Annotated in this window: 19 protein-coding genes; 6 read left to right on the plus strand and 13 right to left on the minus strand. The window is 73.4% G+C overall.

The window, feature by feature from the left end; translation table 11 throughout:
* Positions 1-60 precede the first annotated feature (60 nt).
* From O7611_RS15470 to O7611_RS15490, 5 genes are all read left to right on the plus strand, one after another.
* On the plus strand, positions 61-1,623 hold the full coding sequence (locus O7611_RS15470; RefSeq protein ID WP_269697106.1) for a class I adenylate-forming enzyme family protein: 1,563 nt from the start codon (positions 61-63) through the stop codon (positions 1,621-1,623).
* On the plus strand, positions 1,620-2,840 hold the full coding sequence (locus O7611_RS15475) for an MFS transporter (protein WP_194799265.1): 1,221 nt from the start codon (positions 1,620-1,622) through the stop codon (positions 2,838-2,840). The genes O7611_RS15470 and O7611_RS15475 overlap by 4 nt, the downstream gene beginning before the upstream one ends.
* 84 nt (positions 2,841-2,924) lie before the next feature.
* Positions 2,925-3,317: an MmcQ/YjbR family DNA-binding protein gene (locus O7611_RS15480; RefSeq protein ID WP_194799264.1), complete on the plus strand. Its 393-nt coding sequence runs from the start codon at positions 2,925-2,927 to the stop codon at positions 3,315-3,317.
* Positions 3,314-3,946, plus strand: a complete 633-nt coding sequence (locus tag O7611_RS15485) for an HAD family hydrolase (protein WP_269697107.1) — start codon at positions 3,314-3,316, stop codon at positions 3,944-3,946. The genes O7611_RS15480 and O7611_RS15485 overlap by 4 nt, the downstream gene beginning before the upstream one ends.
* Before the next feature lie 41 nt (positions 3,947-3,987).
* A complete protein-coding gene (locus O7611_RS15490) occupies positions 3,988-4,668 on the plus strand; it encodes an SGNH/GDSL hydrolase family protein (protein WP_194799262.1) in 681 nt (226 codons plus the stop codon).
* Between the two features lie 247 nt (positions 4,669-4,915).
* Here the strand turns inward: O7611_RS15490 and O7611_RS15495 are convergent, their stop codons facing one another.
* From O7611_RS15495 to O7611_RS15555, 13 genes are all read right to left on the minus strand, one after another.
* The gene (locus tag O7611_RS15495; RefSeq protein ID WP_269697108.1) at positions 4,916-6,265 is read right to left on the minus strand and encodes a hypothetical protein; all 1,350 of its coding nucleotides are present in this window, start codon (positions 6,263-6,265) and stop codon (positions 4,916-4,918) included.
* 3 nt (positions 6,266-6,268) lie between these two features.
* Positions 6,269-7,234, minus strand: coding sequence for an alpha-ketoacid dehydrogenase subunit beta (locus tag O7611_RS15500; protein ID WP_194799260.1), 966 nt, complete (start codon positions 7,232-7,234; stop codon positions 6,269-6,271).
* Positions 7,235-8,206 carry a thiamine pyrophosphate-dependent dehydrogenase E1 component subunit alpha gene (locus O7611_RS15505; protein WP_194799259.1) on the minus strand — a complete coding sequence of 324 codons (972 nt, stop codon included), beginning with the start codon at positions 8,204-8,206 and terminating at the stop codon, positions 7,235-7,237.
* Positions 8,203-9,000 (minus strand): DUF3050 domain-containing protein, encoded by a 798-nt coding sequence (locus O7611_RS15510; RefSeq protein ID WP_194799258.1) that lies wholly within the window; start codon positions 8,998-9,000, stop codon positions 8,203-8,205. The genes O7611_RS15505 and O7611_RS15510 overlap by 4 nt, the downstream gene beginning before the upstream one ends.
* 2 nt (positions 9,001-9,002) lie before the next feature.
* Positions 9,003-9,926 carry a phytanoyl-CoA dioxygenase family protein gene (locus O7611_RS15515; RefSeq protein ID WP_194799257.1) on the minus strand — a complete coding sequence of 308 codons (924 nt, stop codon included), beginning with the start codon at positions 9,924-9,926 and terminating at the stop codon, positions 9,003-9,005.
* Positions 9,923-10,999, minus strand: coding sequence for a 4-hydroxyphenylpyruvate dioxygenase (gene hppD, locus O7611_RS15520; RefSeq protein WP_269697109.1), 1,077 nt, complete (start codon positions 10,997-10,999; stop codon positions 9,923-9,925). Before hppD ends, O7611_RS15515 begins: the two co-directional genes overlap by 4 nt.
* Before the next feature lie 62 nt (positions 11,000-11,061).
* A complete protein-coding gene (locus O7611_RS15525; RefSeq protein WP_269697110.1) occupies positions 11,062-12,324 on the minus strand; it encodes a beta-ketoacyl-[acyl-carrier-protein] synthase family protein in 1,263 nt (420 codons plus the stop codon).
* Positions 12,321-13,940, minus strand: a complete 1,620-nt coding sequence (locus O7611_RS15530) for a class I adenylate-forming enzyme family protein (protein WP_194799254.1) — start codon at positions 13,938-13,940, stop codon at positions 12,321-12,323. The genes O7611_RS15525 and O7611_RS15530 overlap by 4 nt, the downstream gene beginning before the upstream one ends.
* Entirely contained in the window at positions 13,937-14,437 is a 501-nt protein-coding gene (locus O7611_RS15535; protein ID WP_269697111.1) for a hypothetical protein, read from the minus strand. Before O7611_RS15535 ends, O7611_RS15530 begins: the two co-directional genes overlap by 4 nt.
* A 107-nt stretch (positions 14,438-14,544) precedes the next feature.
* The gene (locus O7611_RS15540) at positions 14,545-15,675 is read right to left on the minus strand and encodes a beta-ketoacyl-[acyl-carrier-protein] synthase family protein (protein WP_194799252.1); all 1,131 of its coding nucleotides are present in this window, start codon (positions 15,673-15,675) and stop codon (positions 14,545-14,547) included.
* Positions 15,668-15,913 (minus strand): acyl carrier protein, encoded by a 246-nt coding sequence (locus O7611_RS15545; protein WP_194799251.1) that lies wholly within the window; start codon positions 15,911-15,913, stop codon positions 15,668-15,670. The genes O7611_RS15540 and O7611_RS15545 overlap by 8 nt, the downstream gene beginning before the upstream one ends.
* Positions 15,913-16,176 carry an acyl carrier protein gene (locus O7611_RS15550; protein ID WP_120569629.1) on the minus strand — a complete coding sequence of 88 codons (264 nt, stop codon included), beginning with the start codon at positions 16,174-16,176 and terminating at the stop codon, positions 15,913-15,915. The genes O7611_RS15545 and O7611_RS15550 overlap by 1 nt, the downstream gene beginning before the upstream one ends.
* Before the next feature lie 180 nt (positions 16,177-16,356).
* Positions 16,357-17,754 carry a class I adenylate-forming enzyme family protein gene (locus tag O7611_RS15555; RefSeq protein ID WP_194799250.1) on the minus strand — a complete coding sequence of 466 codons (1,398 nt, stop codon included), beginning with the start codon at positions 17,752-17,754 and terminating at the stop codon, positions 16,357-16,359.
* A gap of 204 nt (positions 17,755-17,958) precedes the next feature.
* On the opposite strand from O7611_RS15555, the gene O7611_RS15560 reads away from it, so the two are divergent.
* Positions 17,959-18,447, plus strand: a complete 489-nt coding sequence (locus tag O7611_RS15560; protein WP_228531452.1) for a GNAT family N-acetyltransferase — start codon at positions 17,959-17,961, stop codon at positions 18,445-18,447.
* Position 18,448: the final 1 nt, after the last annotated feature.

Raw genomic sequence — 18,448 nt, forward strand, 5'->3', positions numbered from 1 at the left:
GTCTTGTCCCGGCCCTGACCTGGCCGGACGCCGCTCGCGGACCATGATGGGGGCTGCCCGATGACCGACCGGCCGAACTATGTGCACGAGGCGCTGGAGCTGTTCGCCGGGTTCGGCGACCGGGAGGCGCTCGTCGGCGGCGGACGCCGCCTCACCTACCCCCAGGTCGCCGCCGAGGTACGCGGCCTGGCCGCCGCGTTGCACCACCACGGGGTACGCCCCGGCGCCGCGGTGCTGGTGATGCTCGGCAACACGGTCGAGGGGCCGCTGCTGCAACTGGCCCTGCACCTGCTCGGCTGCCGGAGCATGTGGGTCGCCCCGGTGACCTCGCGGCGGGAGGTCGACGAGTTCGTCGCGCTGTCCGCGCCGGAGGCGTTCGTCCACGACCCACGTGACGCGCAGGCGGTGGAGATCGCGGCGGGCCTGTCCGGCGTACCGGTGCTCTGCCTCGGTCCCGGCGGCGCCGGACCGGACCTGACCGCCCGGGCCGCCGGGCCGGTCGCGGAACCGCCCGCCGGGGTGCCCGCGCCGGAATCGTTCCTGCAGACCAGCGGCACCACCGGCACGCCGAAGCTGGTGCACCACCGGGAGAGCTTCTACCGGCAGGTGCTCGCCCTGGCCGCCGACTTCCGGGGCGCCGGGTACCCGCTGCTGCGGCACCTGTCGCACTCCCCGATGTGGCTGGCCAGCGGCCAGATCACCACACTGTTCAACCTGTTCACCGGCGGCGTGCTGTTCCTGCGCGAGCAGTGGGATCCGGCCGCCTTCATCGCCACCGTGGACGCCGAGCGGCTCACCTCCACCTTCGTCACCCCGCCGATGCTCTACGAGGTGCTCGACCACCCCGACCTGCCGGGCGCCGACTTCTCCGCCATGTTCATGTTCAACGTGGGCGCCGGGCCCGCCGCGCCGGCCCGGCTGCGCCAGGCCATCGCCCGCTTCGGCCCGTGCCTGCGCATCGTGTACGGGCTCAGCGAGGCGGTGGTCATCTGTGCGCTGCCGGGGCTCACCGAGGACCCGGAGCACCCGGAGCGGCTGCGGTCCTGCGGCCGCCCGTACGGCGACGTGACGGTGGAGATCCGCGACGCCGACGGCCGGGCGCTGCCCGCCGGTTCCGACGGCGAGGTGTGGGTACGCACCAAGCTGAGCTTCGCCGGCTACCACGGCCGGCCGGAGCTGACCGCCGAGACGCTCGTCGACGGGTGGGTCCGCACCCGCGACATCGGGCACCTCGACGCCGACGGCTACCTCTACCTGGTCGACCGGTTACAGGACCGCATCCTCACCCGGCAGCGCAGCTGGCCGATCTACTCCCGCCCGATCGAGGACGCGCTCGCCGGCCACCCCGAGGTACGCGCCGCCGCCGTCATCGGCGTACCGGACCCGGTGGCCGGGGAACTGCCGCACGCGTACGTGGTGCCCGCGCCGGACGCGTCGGTGACCGGCGAGGAACTGATCGCACTCGTGGTCCGGGAACTGAGTGAGACGTGGGCGCCCGGCGCCGTCGAGTTCGTCGACGCGCTGCCGCTGAACCGGTCCGCGAAGGTGGACAAGCGCGCCTTGCGTGCCCGGTACGCCGCCGGTCATCCGGCCGGCGCCGACCCGATCGGCAGTCCGGCGTGAACCCGCGCCGGGAGTTGTACACCCTGGTCGGCGCCGACCTGCTGTCCAACCTCGGCACCCGGATCTCGGTGGTCGCCATCCCCTGGCTCGTGCTGGAGACCACCGGCAGCCCCACCAAGATGGGGCTCGTCGCCGCGGCGGAGACGCTTCCGTACATGCTCTCCAGCGCGCTCGCGACCCCGTGGGCGGACCGGTTCGGGGTACGCCGTACCTCGGTGTTCGTGGACGCGGCGAGCGCCGTCGCGATGGCCGTGGTGGCGCTGGCGCCCTGGCTCGGCTTCGGCACGCTGCTGGTGCTGGTGGCGATCGCCGGCGGGCTGCGCGGCATCGGCGACCGGGTCAAGCACGTGCTGTTCAAACCGGCGGCCGAGCGGGCCGGCGTGCCGCTGATCCGGCTCACCAGCGCCTACGACGGCCTGGCCCGGGGCATGACGCTGTTCGGCGCGGTGCTCGGCGGGCTGCTCATCGACTGGGTGGGGCTGACCCGGGCCATCTGGATCGACGCGGCCACGTTCGCGGTCTGCGCGCTGCTGATCGGCGTGCTGGTCCGGCCACCGGCACCGGCGCAACCGGCGCCCCGGGAGCCCTACCTGCGGGCGCTGCGCGGCGGCTTCGCGTACCTGCGCACCGACCGGACGCTGATGATCATGCTGATCGTGGTCTCGGTGTCGAACATGTTCGCCAACGCCAGCGTCGCGGTCTGGATCCCGCTCTGGGTCAACCAGGTGCTCGGCGACCCGGCCGGATTCGGTCTGCTGCTCGGCGTCTTCTCGGCCGGCGCGCTGCTGGGCAACCTGCTGTTCACGATGTTCGGCACCCGGCTGCCGGCCGGGACGACGTTCGCGCTCGGGCTGACGCTCAGCGGCGCACCCCGGCTGCTCGCACTGGCACTCAGCGACGACCTGGTCGTGGTGCTCGTCGTGACGTTCCTGTCCGGCATCGGCATCGCGGCGGTCAACCCGCTGCTCGGCGCCGCCCTGTACCAGCGGGTGCCGGGCGAACTCCAGACCCGGGTGCTGGGCATCTCCGGCTCGGTGGCGTTCCTCGGCCTGCCCGTCGGCGCGCTGCTCGGCGGCTGGTCGGTGGCGCTGCTCGACCTGACCCCGGCGCTGCTGGTGATGTCGGTGGTCTGCCTGGTGCTGACCGTCGGACCGCTGCTGCTGAATCGCGCGTCCCGCCGCCCAGCTGCGGAACCGGCCACGCCCACCCCGGTCTGAGCCCGCCGGGTCCGAGCCTGCCGGTCCGCTCTGAGCCTGCCGGTCCGGGCCGCGGTGTCGGGGGGCGGCGGTAGGGTCGGGGCTATGGCGACCTGGGACGACGTGCGGCGCATCGCGCTGGCGCTGCCGGAGACCACCGAACGACCCACGTACGACCAGGCGCCGGCCTGGCGCGTGCGCGACAAGTCGTTCGTCTGGGAACGGCCGCTGCGGCGCGGCGAACTCGAGTCGCTCGGCGACGCCGCGCCGGACGGCCCGATCCTCGGCGCGCGGGTGCCCGACCTGGGCGCAAAGGAGGCGCTGATCGCCGACGACCCGGCGGTCTACTTCACCACGCCGCACTTCGACGGCTACCCGGCAGTGCTGGTCCGGCTCGACCGCATCGGCGTGGACGAGCTGACCGAGCTGGTCACCGAGGCGTGGTACGCGCGTGCCCCGAAGCGGCTCGCCACCGCCCACCGGGCGGAGACCGCGTGACCGGCCCGGTGGAGGCGATCGTCTTCGACATGGACGGCACGCTCGTCGAGTCGCACGCGGTCGTGCCGGCGGCGTACCGGGCGGCGGTGCGGGCCGGCGGCGGCCCGTCGTACACCGACGCCGAGGTCATCGCCGGCTACTCGATCGGCTCCCCGGCGGACCTGCTGACGCACCTGCTGCGGCGGCCGGCCTCCGGCGACGACCTGGATCGCTACCACGCCGAGCTGGATGCGCTCGCCGGGCGGGTACGCGTCTACCCCGGCGTCGCGGACGCGCTCGCCGAGATCGCCGCCCGGGTGCCGGTCGGCGTGTTCACCGGCGCGAGCCACCGGGCCGCCGAGATCCTGCTCGACCGGGCGGGCCTGCTCGGCCACTTCCAGGTCGTCCTCGGCGGCGACCAGGTCGACCGCCCGAAACCGGCGCCCGACGGCGTGGAGGCGGCCTGCCGGCACCTCGGCGTGCCACCCGGCCGCGCCGCGTACGTGGGTGACTCACCACTGGACGTACGCGCCGCCCGGCACAGCGGCGCGGTCGCGGTGGCCGCCGCGTGGGGTCACCAGTACGACCCCGACGAGCCGGCCGACCTCAGCCTGTCCCGGCCCGGGGAGCTGCTGGCCCTGCTGCCCTGAGCCTCTTTCCCGGCGCGGGACGCTCGGCTAGCCTGCCGGTCATGCCATCGACGTTGACCGAGGCGACCGACCCGTGGTGCCTGCGTCCGGGAGAGGCCGCCGACCTGCTGCGCGGGCACCCGTGGCGCCGGTTCGTGGTGCTGGGCGACAGCGTCGCGGAAGGGCTGTGCGAGCCGGCCGACGGCTACCCCGACCTCCAGTGGGCCGACCGGATCGCGGCCGAGCTGCGCGCGGTCCGGCCGGAGCTGGCCTACCTCAACCTGGGCCGGCGCGGACTGCGCGCGCACGAGGTCCGGGCCACCCAGCTCGCCGACGCGCTGGCCTTCGAACCGGACCTGGCCCTGGTGGTGTGCGGCGGCAACGACGCGTTCCGGTCCGCCTACGACGCCGAAGCGGTCGACGCCGAGCTGACCGCCATCATCACCGCGCTACGGGAGGCGGGGGCGGACGTCATCACCGTGGGCATGTTCGACGTGTCGCACAGCCCGGCGGTGCCGGAGACGCTGCGCGCGGCGCTCGGCGAGCGGATGCGCCGGCTGTCCCGGCACACCCGGGGCGTGGCCGAACGGCTGGGCACGCTGCACGTCCACCTGACCGACCATCCGCTGGTGGCCGACCCGTCGCTGTACAGCAGCGACGGCCGCCACGGAAGTGCCCGCAGCGACGCCATAGCCACCGCCGAAACCCTGAAGGTCCTCGCCACCCACCTCCCCCACCCCTGACCCGCCCTCCCCCTGCCCGGCCCGGCCCAACCCAATCCGCCGATCATGAAGTTGGCGGCGCTGAGCGTCCGATTTGTTCCCGCCAACTTCATGATCAGCGGGGCCGGGGGCAAGGGTCGAGCGCCCGACCCCGGATCCACGTTGTTGACCAAGGAGTTCGGGTCGCTGACGCCTCCCCGTGAGGACAGAAACTCCTTGATCAACGCTGGGAGGGAGGGGGACGGGGGTGGACGGGGAAGGACCGGGGTCAGTCCGTCAGGAGGATGCCGGTCAGGAGGACGCCTCTCGCCAGGTTGAGCACCTCGTCGCAACCCGGGTAACCGACCCGCGCGAGCGCGCCGGACCCGGTGCGGTCGAACAGGTACGGAGCGAGGCTGTACGGGACGTCGGCGGTGACCGTCTCACCGGTCTCGATCTGCACGAAGTCCATCGCCACCCGGTCCGCCTCGTGGTAGCGCTGCAGGATGTTGCCGCCCTCGTCGATCGCCGCGCGTACCCCGTCCGCCCACGCCACAGGTGTCATCTCCCGGCCGATCAGCACGCCATGCCCGGCCGAGCCACCCGCCGGCTTGGCTACCAGGTCGGCCTGTTCGGCGAGCGCCCGGTCGAGCTGGTCGGCGGTGAGCGCTACGGTGTGCGGCACGTACCGGCGGATCAGCGTCCGGTCGTCCGCCGGCAGCAGGTCCAGGTCGTCCCAGAGCCAGGCGTAGTTCAGCTTGTTGCTGAGAAGCCAGGCGGCGCTGCTGACGAACATCGGCAGCGTGCCCGCGGCGAGCGCACCGGCCACCGCGTCCAGCCCGGCGCTCGGCGTGACCCGGTTGGGCACGAACAGCCGGAACAGGGCGTCCACCGGCGCGCCGCCGACGACCAGCCGGCTCTGCGCGTCCAGGGTGGCGGTGGCGACCGGGGCGATGACCAGGTCGATGCCGAACGGGCGGGCCTGGTCGATCAGCGGGGACAGGATCCGGATGAACGTCTCCGGGTCGTCCAGTCCCGGGTAGTCGGCGTCGAAGTCCATCAGCAGCGCCACCCGGGCGCCGTCGGGCAGGCCGAGCGTGTCCCGGATGGCCACGAACCGCTGGTCCAGCAGTGAGGGCGCGGGCCGGGTGCCGTCGAGCAGGTCATGGGTACGGTACAGCTCGGCGTACCGCTGGATCACCGTGTCGGCGTCGAAGCCGCCGCCGAGGCTGCTGTCGATGTTGTACTCCACGATGCACGGCACGCCGCCGGAGAACAGCACGTCCGGCCGGTACGCGGCGAGCAGCCCCTCGTGCAGTTCCTCGTCCGGATCGAGCAGCCGGGTCTCGCCGTCCGGCACGTCGAGCAGCAGGCGCAGCTCACCGGCGGTGCGGGCACGGCGCCGGCAGGCCTCCAGGATGAGCTGCGCGATGCGGTCGCAGACCTCGTTCAGCTCGCGGAACGCGTCGGCGGTGAACACCGGCGGGCGGGCCAGCCGCCACTGTTTGTTGTACGTGGCCCGGCCGTGGAAGATCTTCTCCCACGCCGCGGCACCGGTGGTCACCATCGCGGTACGGGTGGACTCGGGCAGGTCGGTCCACGCCTGGCCGAGCGGCGGCCACGTGTAGTTCGGGTCCATCGTTCATCCGTCCTTGAGGGTCAGTTGGATGGCGGCGGTGAGCTGTTCGCGGCCGGGTTGCACGGCCCGGTCGAGGGCGGGCGCGAAGGGCAGCACCGCGCCGTCGGGGCGGGTCACCCGGCGGGGCGGCGCGGCCAGCCGGACCCGCTCGACCACCGTGGCGATGATCTCCCCGGCGATGCCGCAGGAGCGGTTGCCGTCGTCGACGACGACGAGCCGCCCGGTGCGGCTCACCGACTCGACGAGACCGTCCCAGTCGAACGGGTAGAGCGTGCGGGGATCGAAGACCTCCACCGAGGCCTGTCCGGCGAGTTCCTCGGCGACGGCGAGCGCGTCGTGCACCAGGTGCCCGACGGCCACCACCGTCACGTCGGTACCGGCGCGGCGGACGATCCCGCGACCCAGCGGCACCGGCGCCGGGTCGGTGACGTCGGCGCGCAGGTCCAGGGCGCCGGCCGGGGCGAAGACCACCACCGGGTCGTCGCAGCGGATCGCGGAGACCAGCAGCCCGTACGCGTCGGCCGGGGTGGCCGGTACGACTGTGGTCACGCCGACGTGGGCGAACAACGCGTACGGGTGGTCGGAGTGCTGCCCGGCCCAGCCGGTGCGGGAGCCGGAGCCGGGCACCACGTAGGTCACCGGCACCGCACACTGGCCGCCGGTCATCAGCGGGAACTTGTGCGCGTGGTTGACGATCTGCTCGAAGACCAGGAACAACAGCGACGGGATCTGGAACTCCACCACCGGGCGGGCCCCGGCCAGCGCCGCGCCGGTGGCGAAGCTGGTGAACGCCTGCTCGGACAGGGGTGTGTCGCGGACCCGTTCCGGGCCGAACTTCTTCAGCAGGCCGGTGGTGACGTTCGCGGCGGCCACCCGGATGTCCTCGCCGAGCACCACGACCGACTCGTCGCGGGCCATCTCGTCGGACAGCGCCCGGGTGAGCGCCCTGCGGTAGGAGAGCCGGGGCATTCAGCCACCTCCGGTCCGGGCGGTGAGCCCGCTGGCGTACAGGTGGTCCAGGGCGGTGGCCGGGTCGGGGTGCGGCCCGGCGAGCGCGTAGGCGACGGCGGCGTCCAGTTCCGCCTCGACGGCGGCGTCCACCTCGGCGCGTGCCGCCGGGTCGAGTCGTGCGCCGGCGATGTCGACGGGATCGCGGGACCGTCCCTCGGCCACCTCCTCCGGCGGCCGGTAGTCGAGGCGTACCTGATGTTCGAAGGTGTGGTGGGCGTCGAAGCGGTAGGTGCGGGCCTCAACCAGCTCGGGGCCGCCGCCGGCGCGCATCCGCGCGACGGCGGCGGCGGTGACCTCGCGTACCGCCTCCGGGTCCTGCCCGTCGACGACGGCGGCCGGCATGCCGAAGGCGGCGGCCCGCCCGGCGATGGTGCCGGCGACCGCGCCGTCGACCGGCATGGTGGTGGCGTAGCCGTTGTTCTCGCAGACGAACAGCACCGGTATTCGCCAGAGCGCGGCCAGGTTGAACGCCTCCAGCAGCATGCCCTCGTTGACCGCGCCGTCGCCGAAGAAGGTGGCGCCGACGATGTCGGCGCCGCGCCGCCGGCGCTCCCACACCGCTCCGGTGAGGATCGCGCCGGCGGCTCCGACGATGGCGTTGGCGCCGAGGACGCCGACGCCGAAGTCGGCGGCGTGCATCGACCCGCCCCGGCCCCGGTTGAGCCCGGTGACCCGGCCGCACAGTTCGGCCAGCATCCGGGCCGGGTCGGCGCCCTTCGCGAGCACGTGCCCGTGCCCGCGGTGGGTGCCGGTCACCAGGTCCTCGGCGCCCAGCGCCGCGCAGACGCCGGCGGCGATCCCCTCCTGGCCGAGGTACGGGTGGATGCCGCCGACGATCTCGCCGGCGCGGACCAGCTCGATCGCGCGTTCCTCGAAGCGGCGGATCAGCCGGACCGTCCGGTAGAGCCGGAGCGGGTCGGAGCCGGTCACGCCGGACGGCCCTCCTTGACGGCGGCGAGGATGTCGTCCCAGAGGCGGGCGCGGGCGGCCAGCGCGGCGTTCACCGTGTCGGCGCACTCCTGCCACTTGGTGTCGTCGTCGCCGCACAGGTCGGCCAGCATCTGCATGGCCATCGGGGTGTGCTGCTCGCCGTCGACCTCGATGTGCCGCTCCAGGTAGTCGACGAACTTGTTCAGCCGGTTGCTGCGTTCGTTGACGGCGACGACCTGGGTGAACATCTCCGGGATGAGATCCTCGCGGCCGAACGCGAACGCCGCGGCCTGGCAGTGCACCGGGGTGGTCTCGATGATCCGCCAGGTGGTGCCGGCGAACGCGGCGGACGCCGCGGGGACGCCTGCGGCGCCGAGCGCCTCGGTGACCGGGGTGCCGTCGCGCAGCAGGTCGACCAGCTTGTCGACGGCCGTGGTGTCGGCGCCGGCCTCGGTCATGCCCTGCACGTACAGCTCGAAGTGGCTGATGTAGCCGTCGCCGAGTTCGTCGCTCTCCTCGACCATCACGATGTCGTTGATCAGGCGGCGGCTGCCGGTCGGCCCGGTCGGGATCCACGGCACCGTGACGCAGGTGAGCTGCCGCTGCAGCGACTTCAGCAGGGACATGAAGTCCCAGACGGCGAAGACGTGGTGCTCCATGAACGTGACGAGCGCGTCGTGGGTGTCGAGGTTGGCGTAGAGGGGGTGCTTGACCACCACGTCGCGGCGCTCGGTCACCGCCCGCTCCAGCCGCTCGATGCCCGGGTGCGTCTTACCCCAGTCGTACCGTGACATTGTCAGCCTCCCTGCTGGGCGCGGTCGCGCCAGATGACCGGGCAGTAATCGGGGTCCGCGTAGTCCGGCCGACCCTCGTGGGTGCGGCGGACCAGCACGTCGTGGTTGTACGCGGCGAGCGTGCCGTCGGAGAGCGGATACTCCCGCCAGGCGTTGTCGCCGTCCTGCAGGTGCAGCGAGATGGCCCGGCGGGGCCGTCCGCTGACGTTCGCACCGCTGCCGTGGTAGGTGCGGCAGTGGTGGAAACTCATGTGTCCCTTGGGGATCACCATGGGGATCTTGCGGATCTGCGCGCCGTTGTACGCCGCGTTCTCGGCGAGCATCGCCTCGAGCTGGTCGCGGTCGCGGTCGGCGAAGTGCCGCACCACCGTGTCGTCGGCGCCGATCTCCCGCCAGCGGTGGGAGCCGTCGACCATCGTGATCGTGCCCATCTCCTCGCCGCAGTCGTGGAACGGGATGAACGCGGTGAGCATGTTCTCCGACGACGAGGACGCCCAGTAGTGCTTGTCGAAGTGCCAGGGCACGATGTTCGACGGCTCACCGGCGATCGGCGGCTTCCAGATCAGCGTGGACTGGAAGATGCGAATCTCGGCGGCGCGGGCCAGCCGGGCGGCGACCGCTCCGATCAGCGGCTTGCGCAGGATGCGGGCGATGCCGTCGTGCTCGTGGTGGACGTAGTCGTTGTGCCGCTGCACGTCGCCCTTGGAGGGCTCCCAGTAGGCCAGCTTCGGCGGGCGTACCGGCAGGCGGCGGTCGCGTTCCCCGGCGTAATAGCCGTCGGTGGCGGCGACCAGCTCGTCCACCTCGTCGTCGGTGAGCAGCTTCTTCGACAGGTACCAGCCGTGCTCGGCGTAGTGCCGGACGTCCTCGTCGGAGGGAAGCAGCGCCTCCTCCTCGGCGGTCAGCCCGGGATCGATCGTGGTCATGCCGTAACCCCTTCCGCCGCGGCCAGCTCGCGTTCCTTGGCCTCGTAGAGCGCCTTGATGTTGCCGCTGCCGAAGGTGCGCGCCCCGCGCCGCTCGATGAGTTCGAGGAAGAGGGTGCGGCGCACGTGCATCGACTCGGTGAAGATCTGCAGCAGCTGCCCGTCGTGGTCGGAGTCGACCAGGATGCTCAGCTCGCGCAGCCGGTCCACCGGCGCGTCCAGCCGGCCGACCCGCTGCTCCAGGCCGTCGTAGTAGGCGCCGGGCGTGCTGGCGAAGCGCACCCCGCGCCCGGCGAGCGCGCCGACGGCGGTGACGATGTCGTCGGTACGCAGACCCAGGTGCTGCACCCCGGCGCCGGCGTGCCAGCGCAGGAAGTCCTCGATCTGCCCCGGCCGGGCGCCGGTGTCCGGCTCCAGCAGCACGAACGTGACGGTCCCGGAGGGGCTCTGCACCACCTTGGAGTTCATCGCCTGGCCGGCGACCTCGATGTGCTCGGTGAAGATGTCGGCGAAGCCGAACACCTTCTCGTAGTGCGCGACGGTCTCGTCGAGCTGCCCCGGCGGCACGCAGATCGCCAGGTGGTCCACCTCGGCGAGCAGTGTGTCCGTGCCGTCCGGCGCGGTCACCGGCTCGATCGCGCCGGGCAGGAACACATTCGGGTCGCCGCGCCGCTCGACGAGGCGGTGCACCACGTCGCCGAAGCCGCCGACCTCGGCCACCACCACCTCGGCGTCCGCGCCGGTGAAGGTGCGCGGCCGGCTCAGCGCCGTCGCGCCACGGTCCACCAGTTCCGCGTACGCCCCGGCGGCGTCGTCCACGGCGAGGGCCACCACGGCGATGCCGTCGCCGTGCCGGTGCACGTACGTGGCCGCCGGGTGCTCGGCGGACAGTCCGGTGGTCAGCAGCAGCCGGATGCCGGCCTGGGCCAGCAGCAGCGACCGCTGCCCGTCCAGCCCGGTCTCCGGACCGCCCTGCCCGCACAGCCGGAAACCGACGGCGTTGTCGAAGTAGAAGGCCGCCTGCCGGGCGTCCCCCACGTACAGTTCGAGATGATCTATCCCGTTGATGGTCATATGGGCTTCCCCTGTTCCCCCCGTGATCGCGACCCGGACGGACGCCCGGGACTGGAGTCCGGTCAGCCCGCGGCCGGGGTGGCGGCCCGGCGGGCCGGCCCGGAGAGCCGGCGCAGGAGCAGACTGACGTTCTGGCCGCCGAACCCGAACGAGTTCGTCAGCGCGTGGCCGGCCCGGGTGGGCCGGGGCACGGCGCGGACGTGGTCCGCCTCGCACTCCGGGTCCGGGTCGTCCAGGTGGTAGGTGGGTGGCAGCAGGCCACTGTCGAGCGCCAGCGCGGTGGCGGCGGCCTCCAGCACCCCCGATGCGCCGAGCAAATGCCCGGTGAGCGCCTTTGTGGAGCTGACCGGCACGCCACCGGTGCCGAACACCTCGGCCAGCGCGACCGTCTCGGCGACGTCACCGAGCTTGGTGCCGGTGCCGTGCGCGTTGACGTACCCGACGTCGGCGGGCTCGACCCCGCCTGCCGCGAGGGCCCGGCGCATGCACGCCGCCGCACCGGCGCCGTCCGGCCGTGGCGCGGTCGGGTGGTATGCGTCGGTGTTCGCCCCGAAGCCGGCGACCTCGGCGTAGCCGCGCACACCCCGGCCGTCGGCGTGACCGGCGCGCTCCAGCACCAGCAGTGCCGCTCCCTCGGCCAGTACGAACCCGTTGCGCCGCTTGTCGAACGGGCGGCTCGCCTCGGTGGGCTCGTCCCAGCCCCGGGCCAGCGCCCGGGCGTTGCCGAACGTGTCGGCGAACGTGCCGAACAGCGGCGCCTCGCTCGCCCCGCACACCACCACGTCGGCCTCGCCGGCGCGGATGAGGCGTACCCCGTCGGCGACGGCCTGGGCGCCGGAGGCGCAGGCCGTGCCGACCGACGAGCTGTAGCCGCGGATGCCGTGCGCGATGGCGATCCGCGCCGACGGCATGTTCGGCAGGATGCCGGTGAGCAGGTACGGGCTGACCGCCGCCCGGCCCCGGGCGGCCCGGGCGAGCACCTGGCCCTCCAGCGTGGACATTCCGCCGACACCGCCGACGATCACCGCGACGCGCTCCGGGTCGACGTCGCGGCCCACCTCGATGCCGGCGTCGGCGAGCGCCTCGGCGGCGGTGATCAGGGCGAGCAGCACCACCCGGTCGAGCACCTTCGTCTCCGGTCCGGAGGCGACGCTGCGCGGATCGATGTCCGGCAGCACCCCGGCCACCTCCAGGCTGCCCGCCGCCGGGTGTCCCTCGGGCGGGCGGCGCAGCCCGGACCGGCCGGTGAGCAGGGCGTCGAACGTGTCCGCCGCGCCGCGCCCGGCCGGGGTGAACAGGCCCATACCGGTGATGACGGCGGTCACGACGGCGCCTCGGTCAGGTAGCGCTCGCGCAGCGCCACCTTGCGCACCTTGCCGGTGACGGTGACCGGGATGTCGTCGGCGCGTACCGGCACGATCCGGCGCAGCGTGGCGGCCACGTCCGGGCCGAGCGCGGTACGGATGCGCTCGGTGCGGTCCGCGTCGGGGTCGGCACCGGCGGCCAGTTCCAGCAGCACGTCGGTGGTGACGGTGCCGTCGTCCGCCTTGACGATCACCACTGTGCAGTCGGTGACGTCGGGGCTGGCGGCGAGGATGCGTTCCTCGGACAGCGCGGTGAAGAACCGCTTCCCGTCGCCGGTCTCGACCGAGTCGACCGCCCGGTCCAGGTGGTAGTAGCGGCCGTCGTCGTCGGCGTACACCAGGTCGCCGGTGAGGTACCAGCCGCGCAGCCGGAACCGGTACGTGGTGACCGAGTCGTTCCAGTAGCCGCGGAACAGCGACGGCGAGTCGATGCCGAGCCAGCCCACCTGCCCGGGCGGCAGTTCGTTGCCGTCGGCGTCGAGCACGGCGACCCTGGTGAACCGGTACGGGCGGCCGACGCAGCGGCCGTACCTGCCGGTGTCGGTGGTGTGGGTGATGTGGAACATCGAGTGGCCCATCTCGCTGGAGCCGAGGCCGTCGATGAACACCGACCCGGGTACCCGGGTGACGCCCTGACGGGTCACCACGTCCCGGGAGCCGACGGCGACCAGCCGCCGTACGTGCGGCTCGTGCGAGCAGTCGCCGGTGTTGAACCACAGCCGCACCGAGTCCAGGTCGTAACCGGACAGGTCGAAGCGGGCCAGCTCGGCCCAGGTGACCGAGAAGCCGAACACGCCGTCCGGGCGCCACCGCTGGATCGCGTCGAGCACCCGTTCGCCGCCCTGCTCGGAGAGCAGGAACATCTCCGCCCGGTTGCCGAGCGCCTGGTTGACCATGAGCACCGTGGCGGTGTGCGGTGCGGGCAGGGCGTTGAGGATGCGCGTGGTCCCCTGCGCCTGCGGCATGGACAGCAGGTGGCGGGTGGCGGCGAACAGGCTGGCGTGCGAGTGCAGCACCGCCTTCGGCACGCCTGTGGTGCCGGAGGTGTGGGTGATGACGATCGGGTCGTCCGGGTGGTGCCGGTAGTGCGCCGGTGCCGCGTCCGGGTCGCCGGTGCCCGCCTGCGCGGGTTCGCCGATCATCGGGGCGCCCAGGTCGTGCCCGGCCAGCGCCTGGGCGTGCGCGGCGTCGGCGAGCACCCCGGCGGCGCGTAGCCGGCGGATGTACTCGGCGGCGATCTCGGGGCGCAGCCTGCCGTTCATCAGCGCCGGGATGGCACCCAGGCGGGTCAGCGCCAGGAACGACAGCACCATGTCGGCGGCCGTACCGGCCCAGACGGCGATCGGGTCACGGGGTTTCACCCCGCGTTCGTGCAGCCAGGCCGCCCGGGCGGCGACCATCCGGTCGAGCCGGCCCAGGGTCAGCGGGGTCTCGGCCGGGTGGCCGTCGATCTCGGTGTCGAACGTGAGCCCCGGCCCGTCCGGGTCGGCGCCGTGCGCCAGCACCCGGGCGAGCACGTTGCCCGCGCCCAGTTCCGCGTCGGCCGCGAGCGCGCCGCGCAGTCCCTTCGTCCTCATTGACGTGTTCCCTCCCCCAGCAGCACCGCGGTCGCCTCGCCCGGCGTACCGTCCGGTGCCAGTTCGATCAGGATCAGCAACGCCTGTGCGGCGTCGCCGTCGTACAGCAGCAGGTCCGCCTCGGCCTCCCCGTCGGCCCGCGGGTCGCCGGTCGGGCTCAGGCACACCACCGGCCCGTCCAGTCCCCAGCGCGCCGCGACGTGCCCGGCCACGCTGTTCGGCACCGACTGGAAGAAGAACAGCGGCCCGATCCGCCCGCCCGCGTCCACAGTGGCGCGGACGTGCGCCGCCCCGGCGGTGTCCCCGCCCGCGCTGACCAGCACCACAGCGATGCGGTTGCCCGGCGGCAACGGCCCGTCGCCGTACCGCCGCGCGAGGCACCGCTCGGCGACCGCGACCACGAGAGGCGCGAACGGCGAGTGCACGAACCCCGGCACCCCCGCCGGCCCTGCACCCTCATCCCCCGCCTCGGGCCACCGCGCCTCCGCGAGCACCACCACCCCGTCGTTGCGCGATCTTGCGGTTGGTGCCCCCTCGGCGGGCGTTGTGCCCGTTTCGCCGGGGCCGGAAGTGCAAGATCGCGGAGGGCTGGGCACGGAGGCGGTCATGGGACGCTCACCAGGAGTGCGGTGTTGGCGCCGCCGAAGGCGGCGTTGAGGGTCAGGGCGTGTCCGGTGCGCGCGGGGCGCGGGGCGTCGCGGATGACGTCCAGCGGGCACTGCGGGTCGGGGCCGAGCCAGCCGGCGGTGACCGGCAGCTTGCCGTGCCGCAGGGCCAGCACGGTGACGAGCAGCTCCAGCAGCCCGGACGCCTCCAGCGCGTGCCCGTGGACCGACTTCGTGGAGCTGACCGGCAGCCGCCCGGCGTCCTCGCCGAACACCCGGACCAGCGCCGCCGCCTCGGAGGCGTCGCTGAACGGGGTGCCGGTGGCGTTGGCGTTGACGTAGCCGATCGCGTCCGGGGGCAGCCCGCTGCGGCGCAGCGCCGCCTCGACCGCCCGGGCCAGCCCGAGCCCGTCCGGGTGCGGCTGGCACGGGTGGTACGCGTCCCCCGCCCGGCCCCACCCGGCCACGCTCGCCAGCGTCTCGGCGCCCCGCCGGGCGGCGGCACTCGCCGACTCCAGCACCACGGCGGCCACCCCGTCGCCCAGCAGCAGGCCCTTGCGGCCGGCGCTGAACGGGCGTACCGCGCCGTCGGCGGCGAGCGCCCGCCCGGCGTCGAACAGCGCGTACTGGTCCGGTTCGACCAGGTAGCCGGCCGCGACCACGACCCGCTCCAGGTCGCCCCGGCGGATCAGCGCCGCCGCGTCGGCGACCGCGCTGCTCGCCGACACGCAGGCGGTGGTGTAGATCCGGGTCCGCCCGCCCAGGCCGCACCGCGCAACCAGGTGACCGGCCAGCGCCGGCACGGTCGGCTCCTCCCATCCCTGCGGTACGGGCAGCGAGTACGGCCCGCCGTGGGTGGCCAGGAACAGCGCCGACTCCGCCCGCCCGGCCCGGTCCAGCCCGGCGGCCCGGGCGGCGGCGTCGATCGCCTCGGTCAGCTCGCCGGCGAGCGTGCCGACGTCGGGCACTGTGGCCGCCACCGTCACCCGGCGGCCGGTGGTGTCGAAACGGCGCACCGGCGCGAACGCCGGGGTACCGGTGAGCACCCCGGCCAGCAGCGCGTCGGCGCCCCTGCCGAGGGCGCTGAGCGCGTACGTGCCGGTGATCCGTACGGTCTCCCGCTCAGCCATCTGCGGGAGCGGTCAGAGAGCCACGGAACACCGCGAGCGCGTCGTCGACGGTGCGGATGCCGGCGAGTTCGTCGTCGCCCAGGTCCAGCCGGCGGTCGTACCGCTGCTCGACCATGTGCACGAGCCAGGCCAGCTCCATCGAGCCGAGCCGGTCCGGCACCTGGTCGGCGGGTTTCGCGGTCAGTTCGGCGAGCATGCTCACCAGGTCAGCTCGCCCCAGGTCGGGCTGACCGGACATCAGGACTTGTCGCTGTTCGCGGCCACCCGGTCGGCGACCATCGTGGTGAACTCGCCGACCGTCATCAACGCCATCTTCTCCGACTCGTCGTCGGCGAACTTCAGGCCGTACCGGTCCTCGACGCGGACCGCCAGGTCGGCCAGGGCCAGCGACTCCAGGTCGACGCCGGAGGGGCCGAGCGTGGTGTCGTCGTCGAGCTCCTCCACGTCGTAGTTCATGTCGGCGAGCTGTTCGACGACGAAGGTGCGGACCTCGTCTCGCATGGGTTCAGACCTCTTCTCCGTGTACCGGCTGACGGTGCCCGGTCGGGACACCGTGTGCGTGGGAACCGGCGGGGTCGGGCGCGCGGGTGGCGCGTTGCCCGGCCGGTCCGGGGCGGGAATCGGGGTGCACGGGACGCCCGGCGGGCGTCCGGTGGGTGTACGGCTCGTACAGCGGGCCGGTCACGACGCCGCGTCCCGCAGCGCCGGTACGGACCGGACCAGCTTCCCGGTGGTGGTGCGGGGCATCTGGTCGAGCAGCCGCAGGGTGCGGGGACGTTTGAAGCCGGCCAGCCGCTCGGCGATCAGCTTGTCCAGCGTGTCCTCGGTCAGTGAGCCGTCCGTCTGGACGTACGCGGTGATGCCGTCGTCCCAGACCACCACCGCGGCGGTGACGCCGGGCAGCCCGGCGACAGTGGCCTCCACCTCGGTCAGGTCGACCTTCAGGCCGCCCACCGACACCTGCGAGTCCAGCCGGCCCTTGATGGTGACCAGACCGGTGCCCGGGTCGACCACGCCGGCGTCGCGGGTGTGCAGCCAGCCGTCGGCCCACCGGGTCGGGTCGGCCAGTCCGACGTACGGGTTGTCCGGGCAGCTCACCCACAGCTCGCCGTCGCGCTCCCGCACCTCGATGCCGGGGGCGGGCGCGATGGCGGGACGGTGCCGCCCGTACAGGTCGGTGCCGATGACGCCGACCTCGGTCATCCCGTACATGTTGCCCAGCGGCACGCCGTAGCGGTCGGTGAACGCGTTCGCCACGGCGGCGGACACCAGCTCGCCGCCGGTGGTCATGCGCTTGAGCTGCGGCAGCGGCCCGGCGGGTGTGGTGGAGGCGAGCAGCCCGATGTGGAACGGGACGCCGAGCACCGTGGCCGGGGTGTCCTGGGCGGCGACGGCGGCGAGGATCGCGTCGCCGCTGAGCCGCTCCGGCGGGCACAGCTCGACGCCGGCGTGCAGCCCGTAGAGCAGGCCGCCGACCAGGCCGAGCACGTGCACCATGCTGGGGAGCAGGATGATCCGCTCACCGGGCAGCGCGACGCCGTCGATGCGGGTGTAGCGGTGCACCTCGCCGATCAGGTCGGCGGCGGTACGGCCGATCACCTTGGACGGCCCGGTGGAGCCGGAGCTGAGCTGGATCACCGCGTGCGGGCTGCCCGCCGGGCGGTCGGAGTACGCGCTGACCCCGGCGGTGACGTCGACGAAGATCCGCAGCGCGCCGCCGCCGGAGCGGACCGGTGCGACCACCACCTGCGGGCTGAGCCGGCGCAGCGCCTGGTCGACCTCGTGGTCGGTGAGCCGGTGGTCGAGCAGCACCGCCTGGGCGCCGGTACGCCAGGTGGCGAGCAGGTACGCCACGTACGCCAGCGAGGGCGGCAGGCGCAGCGCGGCCGCGCCTCCGGCACGGAGCCCGGCCCCGGCGAGCCGGTCCTGCGCCTCGCCGACGAGCCTGCGCAGCGTGCCCTTGTCGACCGGTTCGGGCAGGCGCAGGCAGACGTCGGTGTCGCGGCCGGTGAACAGGATGTCGTCCACCCAGTTCACCGTCGTCGAGGCAGGATCTTCCGCCACGGGATGTGCAGTCACGACCAGCCACCGTTCCACTGAGGAACTGGGCGGATCCGCCCAGCGGGTACGTCGTTCGGGGTATGGCGGAACCCTACGACGGCCCTCTTCTGCATCGCCAGATGCAAATGGCTAGATCCAAAACAGCGGCTGGGTGGATTGCTCAGGCTCGATCGGACAGGCAGGATCGAGGCCACGCCGGCAAGGTAGTCCGCCGGCCGCCGGATGCTGTGCGCGCGGGCTCCTGCGCGGACGGCCGGCGACTACGCTCCCGGTATGTTCCGTACCGCCCGGCCCGACGACTTCCCGCAGCTCATCCGCCTCTACCGGCAGCTGAACCCGGACGACCCGCACCTGAGCGACGGCTCCGACGAACGGGCCTTCTCGCGGATCCTGTCCACCGAAGGGCTGCACCTGTTCGTGCTCGACCTGGACGGCACGGTCGTCGCCACCACGTACCTCAACGTGATCCCCAACCTGAGCCGGTCGGCGTCGCCGTACGCGGTCGTCGAGAACGTGGTGGTCGACGAGTCGCGGCGCGGCACCGGCCTGGGCAGGCAGATCATGGCCGGCACGCTGCGGGCCGCCTGGGACGCGGGCTGCTACAAGGCGATGCTCATGACCGGGTCGCGCTCGCCCGCGACCCACGCCTTCTATCTGGCCTGTGGGTTCTCCGGCGACGCGAAGACCGCGTACCTGGCCCGGCCGTCGTGAC

Source organism: Micromonospora sp. WMMC273 (genome assembly GCF_027460285.1).
GTDB classification, from domain to species: domain Bacteria; phylum Actinomycetota; class Actinomycetes; order Mycobacteriales; family Micromonosporaceae; genus Micromonospora; species Micromonospora aurantiaca.

Bases quoted from the DNA above. Each gene is read 5' to 3' on its own strand.
- O7611_RS15470 (WP_269697106.1), top strand. From the start codon at position 61: ATGACCGACCGGCCGAACTATGTGCACGAGGCGCTGGAGCTGTTCGCC.
- O7611_RS15480 (WP_194799264.1), top strand. From the start codon at position 2,925: ATGGCGACCTGGGACGACGTGCGGCGCATCGCGCTGGCGCTGCCGGAG.
- O7611_RS15490 (WP_194799262.1), top strand. From the start codon at position 3,988: ATGCCATCGACGTTGACCGAGGCGACCGACCCGTGGTGCCTGCGTCCG.
- O7611_RS15495 (WP_269697108.1), bottom strand. From the start codon at position 6,265: ATGGACCCGAACTACACGTGGCCGCCGCTCGGCCAGGCGTGGACCGAC.
- O7611_RS15500 (WP_194799260.1), bottom strand. From the start codon at position 7,234: ATGCCCCGGCTCTCCTACCGCAGGGCGCTCACCCGGGCGCTGTCCGAC.
- O7611_RS15510 (WP_194799258.1), bottom strand. From the start codon at position 9,000: ATGTCACGGTACGACTGGGGTAAGACGCACCCGGGCATCGAGCGGCTG.
- O7611_RS15515 (WP_194799257.1), bottom strand. From the start codon at position 9,926: ATGACCACGATCGATCCCGGGCTGACCGCCGAGGAGGAGGCGCTGCTT.
- hppD (WP_269697109.1), bottom strand. From the start codon at position 10,999: ATGACCATCAACGGGATAGATCATCTCGAACTGTACGTGGGGGACGCC.
- O7611_RS15530 (WP_194799254.1), bottom strand. From the start codon at position 13,940: ATGAGGACGAAGGGACTGCGCGGCGCGCTCGCGGCCGACGCGGAACTG.
- O7611_RS15540 (WP_194799252.1), bottom strand. From the start codon at position 15,675: ATGGCTGAGCGGGAGACCGTACGGATCACCGGCACGTACGCGCTCAGC.
- O7611_RS15545 (WP_194799251.1), bottom strand. From the start codon at position 15,913: ATGTCCGGTCAGCCCGACCTGGGGCGAGCTGACCTGGTGAGCATGCTC.
- O7611_RS15550 (WP_120569629.1), bottom strand. From the start codon at position 16,176: ATGCGAGACGAGGTCCGCACCTTCGTCGTCGAACAGCTCGCCGACATG.
- O7611_RS15560 (WP_228531452.1), top strand. From the start codon at position 17,959: ATGCTGTGCGCGCGGGCTCCTGCGCGGACGGCCGGCGACTACGCTCCC.